The organism is Microbacterium sp. NPDC055665 (genome assembly GCF_053618035.1).
This window is the reverse complement of the sequence record NZ_JBSHGY010000009.1, coordinates 35,641-50,870: the sequence shown is the minus strand read 5'-3', so window position 1 is coordinate 50,870 and position 15,230 is coordinate 35,641. Positions and strand designations below refer to the sequence as shown.

At 69.3% G+C, this 15,230-nt stretch carries 18 protein-coding genes and 1 pseudogene; 10 read left to right on the top strand and 9 right to left on the bottom strand.

The window, feature by feature from the left end:
- Nucleotides 1-146: 146 nt before the first annotated feature.
- On the bottom strand, nucleotides 147-602 hold the full coding sequence (locus tag ACWGO6_RS16125; protein ID WP_452327258.1) for a VOC family protein: 456 nt from the start codon (nucleotides 600-602) through the stop codon (nucleotides 147-149).
- Nucleotides 603-707: 105 nt separating this feature from the next.
- Between ACWGO6_RS16125 and ACWGO6_RS16120 the strand changes: the two are divergent.
- The 7 genes and pseudogenes from ACWGO6_RS16120 to ACWGO6_RS16090 all read left to right on the top strand — a co-directional run.
- Nucleotides 708-1,316: pseudogene (locus ACWGO6_RS16120) on the top strand (helix-turn-helix transcriptional regulator); the annotation flags it as partial.
- 97 nt (nucleotides 1,317-1,413) lie between these two features.
- Nucleotides 1,414-1,656: a ribbon-helix-helix domain-containing protein gene (locus ACWGO6_RS16115; protein WP_029263097.1), complete on the top strand. Its 243-nt coding sequence runs from the start codon at nucleotides 1,414-1,416 to the stop codon at nucleotides 1,654-1,656.
- Nucleotides 1,653-2,024, top strand: a complete 372-nt coding sequence (locus tag ACWGO6_RS16110) for a type II toxin-antitoxin system RelE/ParE family toxin (protein WP_452327257.1) — start codon at nucleotides 1,653-1,655, stop codon at nucleotides 2,022-2,024. Before ACWGO6_RS16115 ends, ACWGO6_RS16110 begins: the two co-directional genes overlap by 4 nt.
- A gap of 34 nt (nucleotides 2,025-2,058) precedes the next feature.
- Nucleotides 2,059-4,389, top strand: a complete 2,331-nt coding sequence (purL, locus tag ACWGO6_RS16105; protein ID WP_452327256.1) for a phosphoribosylformylglycinamidine synthase subunit PurL — start codon at nucleotides 2,059-2,061, stop codon at nucleotides 4,387-4,389.
- Nucleotides 4,386-4,541, top strand: coding sequence for a hypothetical protein (locus ACWGO6_RS16100; protein WP_168429579.1), 156 nt, complete (start codon nucleotides 4,386-4,388; stop codon nucleotides 4,539-4,541). The genes purL and ACWGO6_RS16100 overlap by 4 nt, the downstream gene beginning before the upstream one ends.
- 286 nt (nucleotides 4,542-4,827) lie before the next feature.
- Nucleotides 4,828-5,151, top strand: coding sequence for a cupin domain-containing protein (locus ACWGO6_RS16095; protein ID WP_136041811.1), 324 nt, complete (start codon nucleotides 4,828-4,830; stop codon nucleotides 5,149-5,151).
- A 154-nt stretch (nucleotides 5,152-5,305) separates the two neighbouring features.
- Nucleotides 5,306-6,010 carry a DUF2786 domain-containing protein gene (locus ACWGO6_RS16090; RefSeq protein ID WP_168429578.1) on the top strand — a complete coding sequence of 235 codons (705 nt, stop codon included), beginning with the start codon at nucleotides 5,306-5,308 and terminating at the stop codon, nucleotides 6,008-6,010.
- Between the two features lie 29 nt (nucleotides 6,011-6,039).
- Here the strand turns inward: ACWGO6_RS16090 and ACWGO6_RS16085 are convergent, their stop codons facing one another.
- Nucleotides 6,040-6,612, bottom strand: coding sequence for a TetR/AcrR family transcriptional regulator (locus ACWGO6_RS16085; protein WP_452327255.1), 573 nt, complete (start codon nucleotides 6,610-6,612; stop codon nucleotides 6,040-6,042).
- Nucleotides 6,613-6,681: 69 nt separating this feature from the next.
- On the opposite strand from ACWGO6_RS16085, the gene ACWGO6_RS16080 reads away from it, so the two are divergent.
- The 3 genes from ACWGO6_RS16080 (at nucleotide 6,682) to ACWGO6_RS16070 (ending at nucleotide 10,474) form a co-directional block, all read left to right on the top strand.
- The gene (locus ACWGO6_RS16080; protein WP_452327254.1) at nucleotides 6,682-9,228 is read left to right on the top strand and encodes an MMPL family transporter; all 2,547 of its coding nucleotides are present in this window, start codon (nucleotides 6,682-6,684) and stop codon (nucleotides 9,226-9,228) included.
- Nucleotides 9,229-9,490: 262 nt separating this feature from the next.
- On the top strand, nucleotides 9,491-9,835 hold the full coding sequence (locus ACWGO6_RS16075) for a TraR/DksA family transcriptional regulator (protein WP_136041807.1): 345 nt from the start codon (nucleotides 9,491-9,493) through the stop codon (nucleotides 9,833-9,835).
- Between the two features lie 201 nt (nucleotides 9,836-10,036).
- The gene (locus tag ACWGO6_RS16070) at nucleotides 10,037-10,474 is read left to right on the top strand and encodes a VOC family protein (protein WP_136041806.1); all 438 of its coding nucleotides are present in this window, start codon (nucleotides 10,037-10,039) and stop codon (nucleotides 10,472-10,474) included.
- Nucleotides 10,475-10,489: 15 nt separating this feature from the next.
- Here the strand turns inward: ACWGO6_RS16070 and ACWGO6_RS16065 are convergent, their stop codons facing one another.
- The 7 genes from ACWGO6_RS16065 to phnD are packed head-to-tail and all read right to left on the bottom strand — an operon-like array spanning nucleotide 10,490 to nucleotide 15,141.
- Nucleotides 10,490-10,756, bottom strand: coding sequence for a type II toxin-antitoxin system RelE family toxin (locus tag ACWGO6_RS16065; RefSeq protein ID WP_452327253.1), 267 nt, complete (start codon nucleotides 10,754-10,756; stop codon nucleotides 10,490-10,492).
- Nucleotides 10,753-11,013, bottom strand: coding sequence for a type II toxin-antitoxin system prevent-host-death family antitoxin (locus tag ACWGO6_RS16060; RefSeq protein ID WP_452327252.1), 261 nt, complete (start codon nucleotides 11,011-11,013; stop codon nucleotides 10,753-10,755). Before ACWGO6_RS16060 ends, ACWGO6_RS16065 begins: the two co-directional genes overlap by 4 nt.
- A 53-nt stretch (nucleotides 11,014-11,066) precedes the next feature.
- Complete coding sequence (locus ACWGO6_RS16055) at nucleotides 11,067-11,693, bottom strand: TetR-like C-terminal domain-containing protein (RefSeq protein WP_452327251.1); 627 nt, start codon at nucleotides 11,691-11,693, stop codon at nucleotides 11,067-11,069.
- Nucleotides 11,690-12,457, bottom strand: coding sequence for a tyrosine-protein phosphatase (locus ACWGO6_RS16050; RefSeq protein WP_452327250.1), 768 nt, complete (start codon nucleotides 12,455-12,457; stop codon nucleotides 11,690-11,692). Before ACWGO6_RS16050 ends, ACWGO6_RS16055 begins: the two co-directional genes overlap by 4 nt.
- Nucleotides 12,454-13,305, bottom strand: coding sequence for a phosphonate ABC transporter, permease protein PhnE (phnE, locus tag ACWGO6_RS16045; RefSeq protein ID WP_452327249.1), 852 nt, complete (start codon nucleotides 13,303-13,305; stop codon nucleotides 12,454-12,456). Before phnE ends, ACWGO6_RS16050 begins: the two co-directional genes overlap by 4 nt.
- Nucleotides 13,289-14,200, bottom strand: a complete 912-nt coding sequence (locus ACWGO6_RS16040) for a phosphonate ABC transporter ATP-binding protein (protein ID WP_452327248.1) — start codon at nucleotides 14,198-14,200, stop codon at nucleotides 13,289-13,291. Before ACWGO6_RS16040 ends, phnE begins: the two co-directional genes overlap by 17 nt.
- The gene (phnD, locus tag ACWGO6_RS16035) at nucleotides 14,197-15,141 is read right to left on the bottom strand and encodes a phosphate/phosphite/phosphonate ABC transporter substrate-binding protein (protein ID WP_452327247.1); all 945 of its coding nucleotides are present in this window, start codon (nucleotides 15,139-15,141) and stop codon (nucleotides 14,197-14,199) included. The genes ACWGO6_RS16040 and phnD overlap by 4 nt, the downstream gene beginning before the upstream one ends.
- Between the last annotated feature and the right edge of the window lie 89 nt (nucleotides 15,142-15,230).

The window sequence follows — 15,230 nt, the reverse complement described above, 5'->3', positions numbered from 1 at the left end:
ACACCCCCTACCCCCGCAACCCTGTTTTTTCCTTTGTGGGGGGGGCTGTTTTTTTTTAATCCCACCCCGCTCGGCGCCCCCCCCGCCCCGTGGGGTGCGCACGCAAGGGGCCGGGTCGAACGGAAGGGGGTGGTTCGGCAGTGGGGTCAGCCGGCCTGCACGTCGAGCACCCAGGTCACGCCGAAACGGTCGGTGAGCATCCCGAACCCGGCCGACCACGCCGAGGCCGCGAGCGGCTCGATGACCGTCGCACCGTCGGCCAGACCGTCCCAGTAGCCGCGGATCTCGTCGAGTGAGTCCGCCCGCAGCGACTGGAAGAACGTCCGGTCGGTGATCGTCGCGCCGTTCTCCCGGCGTGTGGTGCCGGCGGTCGCCGTCGGGTCGGGGTCGTCCAGTCCCGGGATGTCGTACGCCATCAGGCGGAGGCCGTCCGACTCGAGCTGCCCGAACACGATCTTGTCGAAGCCGGGCACCCCTTCCGGCATGCCGAACTGCCCGTAGGTCGCGGCGGTGACCTCGCCTCCGAAGACGGACCGGTAGAACTCGAGCGCCTGCCGAGCCGTGCCGCGGAAGTTCAGGTGGGTCGTGGTGGTGATGCTCATGAGATGTCTCCTTCTCGTGCGGCCCGCCGTTCGGAACCGCCTGAGTGCAACGATCACAGGGGTAGCGGTCGGTTTCTGTCCTCTACCTCGGGCAGACTGAATCCCATGACCGGAAGCTCGTCGCGCATGCTCGCGCTGCTGTCGCTGCTGCAGACACCGCGCGACTGGCCGGGCCACGTGCTCGCCGAACGCTTGGAGGTCAGCCCGCGCACGGTGCGCCGCGACGTCGATCGGCTGCGCGAGCTCGGCTACCGGATCGGCGCGATCAAGGGCCCCGACGGCGGCTACCGTCTCGCGGCCGGCTCCGAGCTGCCGCCGCTGCTGTTCGACGACGACCAGGCGGTGGCGATCGCGGTGGCGCTGCAGACCGTCTCCTCCAGCGGTGTCGACATCGAGGAGGGCGCGGCGCGGGCACTCGCCACCGTGCGGCAGGTCATGCCCTCGCGGCTGCGGCACCGTGTCGACGGCATCCGCTTCACGGGTGCCGCTGCCGATGTGCGCGTCGATCCGGCGGTGCTCGAAGCGGCGAGCGCGGCCGTGCGCGACCGGCAGGTGCTGCGCTTCGACTACGGCTCCGACCGCGATCGCCCGGCCCGACGCACCGAGCCGCACGCGGTGGTCGCCCGCGAAGGCCGCTGGTACCTGCTCGCGTGGGACCTGGATGCCGCGGACTGGGGCACGTTCCGGTTGGATCGGATGCAGCCCCACTTTCCTCATTCTCTGCAACTGCGCCACCGCGGGAGGGAATCGCTGCCCCGGTGACGTTCACTAGTGCAATGACAAACTTTGCCATCGGTATTAGCGTGGAGGTATGGCCACGATGAACATCTCTCTTCCGGACGCGCTGAAGGACTTCGTCGAAACGCAGGTGGCCGAGCGCGGCTACAGCAACAGCAGCGAGTTCATGCGTGAGTTGATCCGCCATGAGCAGGCCCGCGAGCAGCTGCGATCCCTGGTTGTCGACGGGATGACGTCGGGGCCGGGTTCCGAAGTGGACCAGGCGTACTTCGATCGCCTCCGAGACCGCGTCCACGCAGACGCCGCCGACGCGTGACTGCAGGGCGAGTCGTCTCCACCAGGCGGGCGGATGAGGACATCGACGGCGCGGTCGCGCGCTACCTCGGCGAAGCAGGGCCGCCGGTCGCGATCGCGTTCATCGACGACCTCCAGCATGCGATGAGCCGGCTCGCTGCGTATCCCTCGCTGGGATCGGCGCGCTTCGAGCTGGTGACCGAGATTCCCGACATCCGCGCCTTCCCTCTTCGAAACCATCCGTACCTCGTCATCTACACCGATGATCCGGACGCCGTGCGAGTCCATCGCGTGCTTCACACGAGGAGAGACATCGCTGCCGCCCTCACCGAGAGCGATCTGACCGCCCGCGCTCGCGGGAGAGCCTCGCTACCCGCGCCGGTAGACTGAGCATGCCCCGCCGGCCCCTTCCTTTGGAGTGCGCGTGACCACCGCCCCTGCACCTTCCCACCAGCACGTCCCCGACTCCGTCGAGAACGCGATCGCGACGCCCGAGAAGGAGCAGCCGTACGCGGCCCTCGGACTCAAGCCCGACGAGTACGAGCGCATCAAGGAGATCCTCGGCCGCCGCCCCACGTCGGGCGAGCTGGCGATGTACTCCGTCATGTGGTCGGAGCACTGCTCCTACAAGTCGTCGAAGAACTACCTGCGCCGCTTCGGCCAGAAAGTGTCCGACGAGATGAAGGAACGGCTCATGGTGGGCATGGGCCAGAACGCGGGCGTCGTCGACGTCGGCGAGGGCTGGGCCGTCACCTTCAAGGCCGAGTCGCACAACCACCCGTCGTTCATCGAGCCCTTCCAGGGTGCGGCGACCGGCGTCGGCGGCATCGTCCGCGACATCATCTCGATGGGCGCTCGCCCGGTCGCGGTCATGGACGCCCTGCGCTTCGGCGCGGTCGACCACCCCGACACCGCCCGCGTCGTGCACGGCGTGACCAGCGGCATCAGCTTCTACGGCAACTGCCTGGGTCTGCCGAACATCGGCGGCGAGACGGTCTTCGACTCGGTCTACCAGGCAAACCCGCTCGTGAACGCGCTCGCGGTGGGCGTGCTGCGCCACGAAGACCTCAAGCTCGCCAACGCGACCGGCGTCGGCAACAAGGTCGTCCTGTTCGGTGCCCGCACGGGTGGCGATGGCATCGGCGGCGCCAGCATCCTGGCCTCCGACTCGTTCGACTCCACCGGCCCGACCAAGCGCCCCGCCGTGCAGGTGGGCGACCCGTTCGCCGAGAAGGTGCTCATCGAGTGCTGCCTCGAGCTCTACCGCGGTGAGCTCGTCGAGGCGATCCAGGACCTGGGTGCCGCCGGCATCTCCTGCGCGACCAGCGAGCTCGCCGCCAACGGCAACAGCGGCATGAAGGTCTCGCTCGACAACGTGCTGCTGCGCGACCCCACGCTCACGGCCGAGGAGATCCTCATGTCGGAGTCGCAGGAGCGCATGATGGCGATCGTCGCTCGCGAGAAGCTCGACGCCTTCCTCGAGGTCGTGAACAAGTGGGAGGTCGAGACCTCCGTGCTCGGCGAGGTCACCGGCGACGGACGCCTCATCATCGACTGGCAGGGCGAGCGCATCGTCGACGTCGACCCCTCGACCGTCGCCGTCGACGGCCCCGTCTACGACCGTCCGGTCGCGTACCCGACGTGGATCGACGCCCTGCAGGCGGATGCCGCCGAGAACCTGCCCCGCGCGAACGACCCGGAGACGCTGCGCGAGCAGTTTCTCGCCCTCGTCGCCTCGCCGAACCTGGCCGACACGAGCTGGATCACCAACCAGTACGACTACTACGTGCTCGGCAACACGGCCCTGAGCTTCCCCGACGACGCCGGCATGATCCGCGTCGACGAGGAGTCGGGCCTCGGCTTCGCGATCTCGACCGACGCCAACGGCCGGTACTGCCAGCTCGACCCGTACGCGGGTGCGCAGCTCGCCCTGGCCGAGGCCTACCGCAACGTCGCCGTCACCGGTGCCGTGCCCACGGCCATCACCGACTGCCTGAACTTCGGCTCTCCCGAGAACCCCGAGGTCATGTGGCAGTTCGGTCAGACGGTCGACGGCCTCGCCGACGGCTGCTACGAGCTCGGCACCCCGGTCACCGGCGGCAACGTCTCGTTCTACAACCAGACCGGCGACGTGCCGATCCACCCGACCCCGCTCGTGGGCGTGCTCGGCATCATCGACGACGTCTCGCGCCGCATCCCCTCCGGATGGCAGGACGAGGGTCAGAACATCTACCTGCTCGGCACCACCTCGACCGAGCTCTCGGGTTCGGCCTGGGCCGACGTCGTGCACGACCACCTCGGCGGACTGCCGCCCAAGGTCGATCTCGCCGGCGAGAAGCGCCTCGCGGGTCTGCTCTCCGCCGCCCGTGACGAGTGGCTCATCTCGTCGGCGCACGATGTCTCCGAAGGCGGCCTCGCGCAGGCTCTCGCCGAGGGTGTCATGCGCTTCGGCGTCGGCGCGCGCGTCTGGCTGAACGAGATCATCGAGAGCAACGGAGTGGACGCCGCATCCGCCCTGTTCTCCGAGTCGACCGGCCGCGTGATCGTGACCGTGCCGCGTGAGGACGACGTGAGGTTCCGCGGCCTGTGCGAGGGACGCGACTACCCGGTGATGCGCATCGGCGTGACCGACACCGAGGGCGCGAAGCTCGAGGTGCAGGACGTCTTCACCGTGTCGATCGCCGAACTGCGCGAGCGCTCGCAGGCCACGCTGCCCTCGTACTTCGGTCCCACGGTCACGGAGGTCAGCGCATGAGCGACCTGAGCCGGCAGAACCCGAACGAAGAGGACTACGGCGACCTCGGCGAGAAGCGCAACCGGCGCATCCGCATCGTCGCCTGGACCGTGATCATCGCGCTCATCCTCGGCGGTGGCGGCGCGACCGTGATCACGCTCATCCTCGGCTGAGGCCGCGGCTCCGGGCCGCTGGCGCCTCCGTCGTGCGTCGCTTCCGTCGGCATAAAGCAGTTCCCGCGGCCTCTTCGCGCCGAGAAGGCCGCGGCAGGCGTAGTTGGCCGAGGACGGCGCGGCTGGAGTCGCACGGGCGGCGCGCGTCGCTTCCGTCGGCAGAATGCACTTCCCGCGGCCTCGCTGCGGGCAGAAGGCCGCGGCAGGCGCTTTTCTCCGCAGGAACAGTCCTGACTCTCGACGCCGTCGCGCCGCGCGCGTACCCTCGGGCGGGAACGGAGGCACCATGACCATCCAGCCCAGAGACGTGGCCCGCGATGAAGACATCGAGGGATACCTGCTCGGCTCGCCCGTGAGCATCATGCGCGAGTTCATCACGACTCCCGGTCGAGGACCGCGACTGCATCAGCATCCGTATGCCGAGACGTTCGTCATCCACCAGGGCCGCGCGCTGTTCACGGTCGGCGACGAGCAGGTCGTCGGCGTCGGCGGTCAGATCCTCGTCGTCCCCGCACTCGTCTCCCACCGTTTCGAGGTGCTCGATGGCGGCACGTACGAGGCGACCCACATCCACGCGAACGACCGCTTCGTCACGGAGTGGCTCGAGTAGTCACGGCATCCGCTCGTACTCGCGACCGGCAACCGCGGAGCAATCCTCCACAGGTCATCCGAGAACAGCCTTCTCCCCACTCGTCGTGATCGCCCCTCTGAATGCGGGTGCCCCCGCGGAGGATACGAAGCATCACACCACCAAGGGGGATGCCATGACCGAGGCGAAACTCGATCTGATCACGAAACTGCTGGCGAAGGCCGAGAGCACGACGCCGGAAGAGGCGGAGGCTCTGACCGAGCACGCCGAGCGGCTGATCGTGAAGTACGGCATAGATCAGGCCCGTATCGACGAGCGTCGCGGTCGACTCGGGAAGGCTCAGGAGCAGATCGTTCACGAGCGGATGCTGTTCAGCGGCGTGTACGCCCGGGATCTGCAGGAGATCGGCTCGGGAGTCGCGCAGGCGCTGGGCACCGTGCGGCCGCTGGGTATCGACATCTCCCCCGGCGCGGCACTCCTCCTGGTCGGGCATGCGTCCGACGTCGCGCAGGTGCGCACCCTCACTGCGAGCCTCGAGGTGCAGGCGATGGTCGCGATGCGGAAGTGGTGGTCCGTGCACCGCGAGATCTACGGGCGGCACACGGAATCCGAGAAGCGGCGCGCGCGCAGCGGCTTCCTGCGAGGCTTCGCCCGAGGCGTCATGAGCCGCATCCAGGACAGCCGACGATCGATCGTCGAGGAGGCCGGCACCGGCACCGCACTCGTCTTGGCCTCCCGCCGAGATCGAGTGGACGAGGCGGTCGATGCGATGGCGACCCGGCACGCCCGGCCGCGGCGCAATCCCGATGCCGGTGCGTTCGCGTTCGGGCACCGGTCCGGCCGGGAAGCGCAGACCGGCGAACGAGGCCACCTGACGTGACCGCAATCCCATGTGCCATCCGCCGACACTCAGCGGCGGAGGAGGTACCCGACCAGTCCGACGACCGCCGCGGAGTCCCGGGCTTCGCGGCCGAGGGATTCCACGATGATCGCGCCGAGGATGGCCCTGCCGATCTGAGCGACCGGCGCATCGGCCGGCAGCTGCCCGTCGCGGATGCCGCCGCGCAGGCGCTCCGACAGATGCTGCTCGACTCCGAGACTCTCACTGAGATGCACACCCACGTCGGCATCATCGGCGGCTGCGGCGACGAGCGACCGCAGCAGCGCATCACCCTGGGGCGCCTCCAGGATCGACAGCACCGAACGCAGCCAGGTCTCGACGTCGGCGAGCAGGTCACCGGTGTCGGGCACGACGAAGTCCACGGGGATGAGACGGCCATCCACGAGGCAATCGGCGATCAGTGCACCGCGCGAGGGCCACCAGCGGTAGATCGTCTGCTTTCCGACGCCGGCTTCCTTGGCGATGCCCTCGATCGTGAGCCGGTCGTACCCCTGCGCGTGGAAAAGCCGAGAGGTCGCATCGAGGATCGCCTCGCGCGCCGCCGTGCTGCGCACAGGCCCGCTCCGATGCTCGTTCACCATGCGTTCAGGATAGCCACAGATCGCTAGACGAGACGTGCCGTATGATCTTTGAGTCTGAAGGAGACCACTGTGGCATCACTGCTGTACCGTCTGGGTTCGTTCGCTGCGCGCAAGGCGTGGACGGTGATCGTGTCGTGGATTCTGATCCTCGGTCTCGGCGTCGGCGCCTTCCTCACACTCGGGGGCACGCTGAGCAACAGCTTCGACATCCCCGGCACCGCCTCGGGCGCGGTGACCGACGAGCTCGCCGAGAAGCTCCCGGATTCCGCCGGCGGCACCGGAACGGTCGTCTACCGGACCACCGACGGTTCGGCGTTCACCGACGAGCAGAAGCAGGAGATCTCGGACCTCGCTGCCGGCGCGGAGGACCTCGACGGAGTCGCGTCCGTGATCGATCCGTTCGACGCACAGCAGCAGCAGGCAGATCGGGCCCAGGAGCTGGCCGACGGCGAGAAGCAGATCGCCGACGGCCGCACCCAGCTGGATGCCGCTCAGACGCAGATCGACGAGGGCAGAGCCCAGATCGAAGCCGGTCTCACGCAGCTCGCGGCCGCCCGCACCCAGGCGGAGCAGGCCGGCGCCGGTCCCGAGCAGCTCGCCGCCCTCGACGCCCAGGTCGCGGCACTGAACGCCCAGGCCGCCGAACTCGAAGCGCAGAACGCGAAGCTCGATCAGTCCCGCATCACCCTGCAGGAGAACGCCGACCAGGCGGAGCTGGGCTCGACCCTGCTCGACCTGGCCGATGGCATCGGCGTGGTGTCCGAAGACGGCTCGACCGCCATCGTCAACGTCTCGTTCGTCGACCCGCGCCTGGAGCTCTCGGAAGAGGTCAAGCAGGGCACGATCGATCACTTCGCCTCCGCTCCGGTCGAGGGGACCGAGGTGGACTTCGGCACCGACATCGCGCAGGGCGTGCCCGAGATCTTCGGCGTCGGCGAAGCGGTCGGCCTCGTGTTCGCCGCGATCGTCCTCATCGTGATGCTCGGCTCGCTCATCGCCGCAGCCCTCCCCATCGTCACCGCCATCGTCGGCGTCGGTGTCGGAGTCACGGCATCCCTCGCCTTCTCCGGTGTGGTCGACATGGCCTCGGTGACCCCGGTGCTGGGTGTGATGCTCGGTCTCGCGGTCGGCATCGACTACTCCCTCTTCATCGTCAACCGGCACCGCAAGCAGCTGCTCGCCGGCGTCCCGGTGCGCGAATCGATCGGCCTCGCCACGGGCACCTCCGGCACGGCCGTGGTGTTCGCGGGGACCACCGTGATCGTCGCACTGCTCGCGCTCAACGTGACCGGCGTGCCGTTCCTCGGCCTCATGGGCACGGTCGGCGCCGTGTGCGTCGCGGTGGCCGTGCTCGTCGCGATCACCCTCGCCCCCGCCATCCTCGGCCTCGTCGGCGACCGTCTGCTCAGCCGTCGCGCTCGCGCCACGGTCGGTCAGGAGCACGCGGCCGGCAAGCCCGTGAAGCGCATGTCGACCCTGCGCGCGGTCGTCACGACGCTCGCGAGCGTGGTCGCGCTGCTGATCATCGCGATCCCCGCCATGTCGATGCGACTCGGCCTGCCCGACGGATCGAGCGAGCCGAGCGACTCGACCAGCTACCGCGCGTTCCAGACCGTCGACGAGCAGTTCGGCGAAGGGGCCAACGGCCCGCTGCTGGTCACCGCCACCCTCGACGACGCGGTCAGCGACGACGACCTGCTCTCCACCCAGGTCACGATCGCGCAGGCCATCGCCGACCAGGACGACGTGGTGGCCGTCGCGCCGATCGCGGCATCCGACGACAACACCCTCCTCGCGTTCCAGGTCTTGCCGAAGGAAGGGCCGAACAGCGTCTCCACCGAGAAGCTCGTGCAGGACCTGCGCTCGATGCCGGCGGTCGGCGACGGGATCACTCTCGGCGTCGCCGGTCAGGCCGCGATCAACATCGACATCTCCGAGGCGCTGGCCGGAGTCCTGCCGCTGTACCTCGTGGTCGTGGTCGGGCTCTCGCTGCTGATCATGATCGTGGTGTTCCGCTCGCTGCTCGTGCCGCTCATCGCCACCGGCGGCTTCGTGCTCTCGCTGTTCGCGACGTACGGCCTGATCGTGGCGGTGTTCCAGTTCGGCTGGGGCGCCGAGATCATCGGGCTGCACAGCACCGGGCCGATCCTGAGCTTCCTGCCGGTGATCCTCGTCGGCATCCTTTTCGGGCTCGCGATGGACTATCAGCTGTTCCTTGCCTCCGGCATGCGCGAGGCGTACGTGCACGGCGCCTCGGCGCGCGATGCCGTGGCCCAGGGCTTCCGCGCCGGCCGCTCGGTCGTGACCGCCGCCGCCCTCATCATGGTGTCGGTGTTCGGCGGGTTCATCTTCTCGGAGTCGACCATCATCCGCTCGATCGGGTTCGGTCTCGCGTTCGGTGTGCTGCTCGATGCGTTCGTGGTGCGGATGCTGCTGATGCCCGCGCTCATGCACCTCCTCGGCCGCTCGGCCTGGTGGCTGCCGCGCTGGCTCGACCGCATCCTGCCGAACGTCGACATGGAGGGCGCGGCGCTCGAGCGCGACCACCCCGGCATGAAGGCCGTGGCCGTTCCGACGACGACCGACTCGGTGCCGACGGCACGGCACTCGTCCTGAGGGCCCGGTGTCGGCGGGGAGTGTCGGTCGACGGGCAGTCTGCGTCGGGCGGAGTTCTCCGTGTCGGGAGGACGAACTGGGCTGAAAGCTCCGCCCGACGGGGAGTTCTCCGCTTGGCGGGAAGTTCTCCGCCCGACGGGGAGTTCTCCGCCCGACGGGGAGTTCTCCGCCCGACGGGGAGTTCTCCGCCTGGAGGCCCGGGCGCCAAACGACACCCGCCGACGTCGACCCGGGTGTCGGTGGACCTGCCTAGAGTGAGGGCATGACCGCCCGGGAACGTCTGCTCGCACTGCGCGCTCAGGCCGAGGCGCGGGTGCAGGCGACGGCCGCGACCCTCGACGAGCTCACCCACGACCGCGAGAGCTCGAACGACGACGACGAGCACGACCCCGAGGGCGTCACCCTGTCGTCGGAGTGGTCACGGCTGACCGGGCTCGCCGAGGCCGCGGCATCCGAGCTCCGCCAGGTCGACGACGCGCTGGCCCGAGTGGATGCCGGCACCTACGGCGTCTGCGCCAACTGCGGCCGGCCGATCCCCGCGGGCCGGCTCCAGGCGCGCCCGTTCGCCGAGTACTGCGTGGCCTGCGCCGAGAAGCTCGGGCACTGACCCCGACTCCCCGTCCCCGCTCCCGTCATCTCCGCGCCATCCCGACTCCCCCGCCCGTCCGTCCCCGCACGCACAACTTCGGAGATCGCGAGCGACACGCCGATCACGAAGGGCATTACGTCGGCGCGTCGGTTCCAGGATCCGAAGTTGTGCGGGAACTGCCCGGGGACACGGCGGGCGCGCGCGAGTAGCATCCCTCCCATGCCCATCACACTCGAGAACGTCGGGATCGCCGTGCGCGACCTGGAAGCGACCATCTCCTTCTTCACCGACATCGGCCTCACGGTGCTCGGTCGCGACGAGGTCAGCGGGGAGTGGGCGTCGACCGCGGTCGGACTCGACGGCAACCACGCCAAGATCGCCGTGCTGCAGACCCCCGACGGACGCGGCCAGATCGAGCTGTTCGAGTACATCCACCCGGACGCGATCGAGACGGAGCCGACCCTGCCGAACGAGATCGGCATGCACCGCATCGCCTTCTCGGTCGACGACATCGACGAGTCGCTCGCGATCGCCGCCCGCCACGGCTACCACCCGCTGCGCGGCGTCGCGAACTACCAGGACGTCTACAAACTCACGTATCTCCGCGGCCCGAGCGGCATCCTCGTGATGTTCGCGCAGGACCTCACGAAGAGCTGACGCCGGCAGCACACATCACAGGTCGGCGTGCACGTCCCGACGATGCGCGACCCGGAACACGGACACCACCACGACATCGTCGACGACCTCGTACAGCACGCGGTGATCGCCGATCCGGATGCGCCAGGCATTGTCGAAGCCGGTCAGCTTGCGGACTCCTCTCGGACGCGGCTCCTTCTCCAGCGCGGCGATGCCGGCGAGGATGCGACGCCTGACCTGGGGGTCGAGCTTGCGGATCTCCTTCGCGGCCGGCGCAGTGAATTCGACGCGATACGCCGTCACGAGAACTCGGCGCGAAGATCGTCGAGCGAGATGCGCTCGCCGTCATCCGCAGCCTTCGCTGCACGGAACTCCGCCGCATCGCGCGCGGCCTCCAGTTCCTCCAGCAGCTCGAGATCGTCGACGCTGATCACGACCGCGGTGAGCTTGCCATGCCGCGTCACCCCGACGCGCTCCGACCCGTAAGCGACTCCACCGAGCACATCGGCGAGGCTGTCGCGAAGGTCCTTGGAGGGGATGCTGCGGGTGAGCGTGGTCATGCCTCCATTATAGGCATAAGTGCTATTAGAGGCATTATGTACATAATTGCCCCTCAGGCCACCATCCCGCGCCAGATCACCTGGATCGCGGCCCGCATCCGCTCGACCACGGCGGGGTCGCTGACCCGGTCGCCGCGAACCACGAGCTGGTAGTAGGCCACCCCGGCGATCGCGTCGAAGCAGGCCTCGACGTCGAGGTCGGGTCGCAGCTCACCCCGCGCCATCCCCGCGCGCAATGCGTTCTGCAACGGCACCCGGCGCCGCGACACGTGCGACTCCCAGTACGTCTTCTGCAGAGCGCGGTCCGCCATCACCAGACGGATGCGCTGCCGGAACCGCTCTTCGGAGTATCCGGGAGCCGAGGGGGCGACTCCCTCGGCACCGAGCCCGAGCCCCGCGAACAGGATCTCGTGCAGGTCGGCATCCGCCGGGTACTCGGGCGGCACCTCGCGGCCGACGTCGAGCGCCGCCGCGATCAGCAGCGTGAGCGAGGGCCAGCGTCGATACAGGGCCGCCCGGCTCACCCCGCTGCCGGCGACCACGCGCGACACCGTCACCTCGTCGCCGGCGTCGATGATCGCGAGCGTCGCCGCGACGATCTGCCCGTCGAGGTCTTCGTCGCGCGGACGACCGGGGCGGCGGCGAACCGCGGCCCCGGCGTCCGCCGTCAGAACCGTCACGCGGCGAGCGCCCGCTCGCGCAAACGGGCGATCGTGGCATCCGAGAGCCCCGCGGCGCGCAGCGGGGTCAGCGGGTCACCGTGCTGCGCACGGAGGGTGTCGAGCAGGCTGCGCATCGACACGTCCATCGAGCCTTCGAGCAGCGATGAGGTCTTCCCGAGCGCGTCGGCGTCGAAGCCGAGGGCCTTCCACATCGCCCCCATCACGGGTGCGGTGCGCGCCATGATCGCGACCATGTTGTCGCCCGTGCGAGCGTAGTCCGTGACGATGTCGTCGTCGTGCGCCCCCAGGGCGAGCAGCAGCATGGCCGCGAGCACCCCGGTGCGGTCGCGGCCCGCCGCGCAGTGGAAGGCCGCCGTGCCGGGGGTGTACGCGATCACGTTGAGCGCGATCACGAGCTGCGGCGCCGCCCCGTCGACCATGCGCCGGTACATCAGACCCATGGCCTCGTGCGTGAGGGCCGGCTTGTCGCGGTCCATCGACTCCCCGACATCCGCGATCAGGGGCAGGTGGTGGTACGCGACCGGATGCTCGCCCAGCGGTCCACGGCCGGTGACCGAGACCTCGAGCGGCGAGCGCAGGTCGATGATCGCGGTGAGCCCGCCCGCGACGAGCTCGTCCGCGACCTGCTCGGTGACGTAGGCGAGGTCGTCCGTGCGGATGGCGACCCCCTCGCGGAGCACGCCGCCGTCGATCGCGATGCCGCCGAGGTCGCGCAGGTTGACCGGTGCGCTGAGGACGAGGTCGGTGTCGATGATGGTCATGTGATTCTCCTTCGGATGAGGGCACTGCCCTGGTCGATCACCGTGACGAGCACGATGATGCAGATGATGATGGCGCTGAGGTGGCCGTAGTCGTACATGCGCATGGCGGTGGTCAGCTCGAGGCCGATGCCGCCGGCGCCGACGAGGCCGAGGATGGTCGCACCGCGCACGTTCCCCTCGAACAGCAGCAGCGTGTACGAGGTGAGCAGGGGCGCGGCCTGCGGGAGGATGCCGTACTGGATCACCTGGCGCTTCGAGGCACCGACGGCCTCCATCGCGACGACGGGTCCGCGGTCGACCTGCTCCATCGCCTCGGCGAAGATCTTGCCGATCGAGCCGATGGAGCCGAGCGTCATGGCCAGGATGCCGGCGAAGGGTCCGAGCCCTACGGCCGAGACGAACATGAGAGCGAACACCAGGTCGGGCACCGAGCGGATGACGTTCATGATCCAGCGCGTCGGGTAGTACAGCCACTTCGGCGCGAGGGTCGATGTGGCCCCGAACGCGACGATGAGCGACAGCACCGCACCGAGCACGGTGCCGACGACCGCCATCTGGAAGGTCTCGAGCAGCAGCGCCAGGATGGTGCCGATCTTCGAGAAGTCGGGCGGGAACAGGCGCGAGAGGAACTCGCCCATGTTGACCGCGCCCTCGCCGAGCTTCACGAAGTTGAACTCGGCGCCGTTGAAAGACCAGAGCAACAGCAGGAACGCGACCGGCAGGCCGATCAGGAAGCGGGCGCGTGGCACCCGGAACGCGCTCTCGAGCCGGGCGCGCTCGGCCGGATCGAGCGTGGGGCGCGCGGTGCGGTCCGTTCGGTCGGCCCGCGGTTCAGTGGTCGTGGTCATCGCCGTCCTCCTCGTCGTCGTACAGCGGGCTGAGTGTGGCGGCATCCAGCTGCGAGGTCACTCCCGAGACGAGCATCTCGCCGTGCCGCAGTCCCACGATCCGATCGCTGTGGGCGAGGGCCAGGGGCAGCACGTGCAGGCTCACCAGCACCGGGATGCCGTCCTGCGTCGCGATCTCGCGCAGCAGTTCGAGCACCGAGCCCGCGAGGTTCGGGTCGAGTGAGGCGACCGGCTCATCGGCCAGGATCACCTTCGGCTGCTGCATCAGTGCGCGCGCGATCGCCACCCGCTGCTGCTGTCCGCCCGAGAGCGAGCGCGCGGGGGCGGATGCCTTGTGCGCGATGCCGACCCGATCGAGCAGCTCGAGCGCCCGACGGCGGTGTGCGGTCGAGAAGCCCCCGGCGAGGTTGATCGGCCCCGCGCCGTGCAGTGCGCCCGTGAGCACGTTGGTCATGACGCTGAGCCGCGGGATCAGGTTGAACTGCTGGAACACCTGCCCGACCTCGGAGCGCAGCGTGCGCAGTTCGCCGCGGGCGAGGTTCGTGACGTCGTGCCCGGCGACCCGCACCGTGCCGGCGGAAATCGGCGCGAACCCGGTCAGACTGCGCATCAGGGTCGACTTGCCGGAACCGGAGGCCCCGAGCAGAGCCACCATCTCGCCCGGGAACAGGTCGAGGTCGACGCCGTCGAGCACGGTGTTCTCGTCGTACGCCACCTGCAGGCCGCGGACGGTCACGAGCGGGAGCGCCTGGCGCAGTTCGGCGGTGGGGGTGCGCACGTCGGAGGCCTCCGTGCCGAAACCCAGACCATCCGTGCCGGGTGCGGCGGGTCGGTCCGCGACACGCCCACCCGGAGCCGCTTCGTCTCCGTTTCGGCGGTGGATCAGCACGGTCACTTGAGGTCCTTGAGCTCGACGCCGGCGACGGCCGCGATCTGGGCGAAGGACTCGAAGTCCGCTCCCTCGGGGTCGGCCGTCTGCGGGGCGGCGGCGAACGCGCCGAATGCGCCCAGACGCTCGGCGTTCTCGGGGGAGAACACCTCGGCGATGCCGTCCTGGATCACCTTGCGGGTCTCGGCATCCAGCGACTGACGACCGAGCACGGCGCCCTGGATGTCCATCGCCGGGCTCTCGCCCACCGCGCGCCACTCGCCGTCCGCGAACGGGAACATCGGGGCGCCGAGCTCGGTGAGCATGACCGCGGTGCACGCGGCATCCACCTGCCCCTGCTCCAGCGCGGCGAAGCTGCCCTCGTGTCCACCCGCGAAGATGGCCTCGTAGTCGGCGCCCTGCTCGAGCCCGGCCTCGTGCAGCATGTACACGGGCATGAAGTAGCCCGAACTGGAGGCCTGGTCGGCGAACGCCACGGTCTTGCCCTCGAGGTCTTCGACGGTCTGGATGGGCGAGTCCTCGAGCACGACGCAGGTCGAGACCGGCTTGCCGTCGCCCTCGAAGGCGACCAGGGCATCGACCTCTCCGGTGTTCACGGCGAGCGCGGAGGGGAAGCCGCTCATGATGCCGATGTCGACGTGGTCGGCGCGGATCGCCTCGACGACGCTGAGGTAGTCGGGCACGTCGGTGACCTCGACGTCGCGGCCGGTCGCGGCTTCGAACAGCTCGGCGAACACCTCGATCGGGTTCTCGGCGGTGGGATCGTCGCCGACGGGAAGCGTGGCGATCGTGATGGGGGCGTCGGGATCGGCCGGGGCCGCCTCGGCGGTCGGGCTCTGGCATGCGGTGAGGGCGAGGGCGGCCACGCCCAGGAGGCCGACGACGGGCAGGGTGAAGCGGCGCATGATGACCTTTCGGGAGGAGAGTCCTCGGAATTCCGAGAACATCGGTATTCCAACTCCCGAAGGTGACGGGCAATTACGAGACCGCCGTACTCCGAATGGAACGTCGGGTGAACGGATGGTGTCGGCGCTCG

What these genes read in the sequence shown, in the direction of transcription:
- ACWGO6_RS16085 (WP_452327255.1), bottom strand. Translation starts at nt 6,612, where the DNA reads ATGGTGAACGAGCATCGGAGCGGGCCTGTGCGCAGCACGGCGGCGCGC.
- ACWGO6_RS16090 (WP_168429578.1), top strand. Translation starts at nt 5,306, where the DNA reads ATGACCGAGGCGAAACTCGATCTGATCACGAAACTGCTGGCGAAGGCC.
- ACWGO6_RS16075 (WP_136041807.1), top strand. Translation starts at nt 9,491, where the DNA reads ATGACCGCCCGGGAACGTCTGCTCGCACTGCGCGCTCAGGCCGAGGCG.
- ACWGO6_RS16100 (WP_168429579.1), top strand. Translation starts at nt 4,386, where the DNA reads ATGAGCGACCTGAGCCGGCAGAACCCGAACGAAGAGGACTACGGCGAC.
- phnE (WP_452327249.1), bottom strand. Translation starts at nt 13,305, where the DNA reads ATGACCACGACCACTGAACCGCGGGCCGACCGAACGGACCGCACCGCG.
- ACWGO6_RS16095 (WP_136041811.1), top strand. Translation starts at nt 4,828, where the DNA reads ATGACCATCCAGCCCAGAGACGTGGCCCGCGATGAAGACATCGAGGGA.
- ACWGO6_RS16050 (WP_452327250.1), bottom strand. Translation starts at nt 12,457, where the DNA reads ATGACCATCATCGACACCGACCTCGTCCTCAGCGCACCGGTCAACCTG.
- ACWGO6_RS16115 (WP_029263097.1), top strand. Translation starts at nt 1,414, where the DNA reads ATGGCCACGATGAACATCTCTCTTCCGGACGCGCTGAAGGACTTCGTC.
- ACWGO6_RS16070 (WP_136041806.1), top strand. Translation starts at nt 10,037, where the DNA reads ATGCCCATCACACTCGAGAACGTCGGGATCGCCGTGCGCGACCTGGAA.
- ACWGO6_RS16060 (WP_452327252.1), bottom strand. Translation starts at nt 11,013, where the DNA reads ATGACCACGCTCACCCGCAGCATCCCCTCCAAGGACCTTCGCGACAGC.
- phnD (WP_452327247.1), bottom strand. Translation starts at nt 15,141, where the DNA reads ATGTTCTCGGAATTCCGAGGACTCTCCTCCCGAAAGGTCATCATGCGC.
- ACWGO6_RS16125 (WP_452327258.1), bottom strand. Translation starts at nt 602, where the DNA reads ATGAGCATCACCACCACGACCCACCTGAACTTCCGCGGCACGGCTCGG.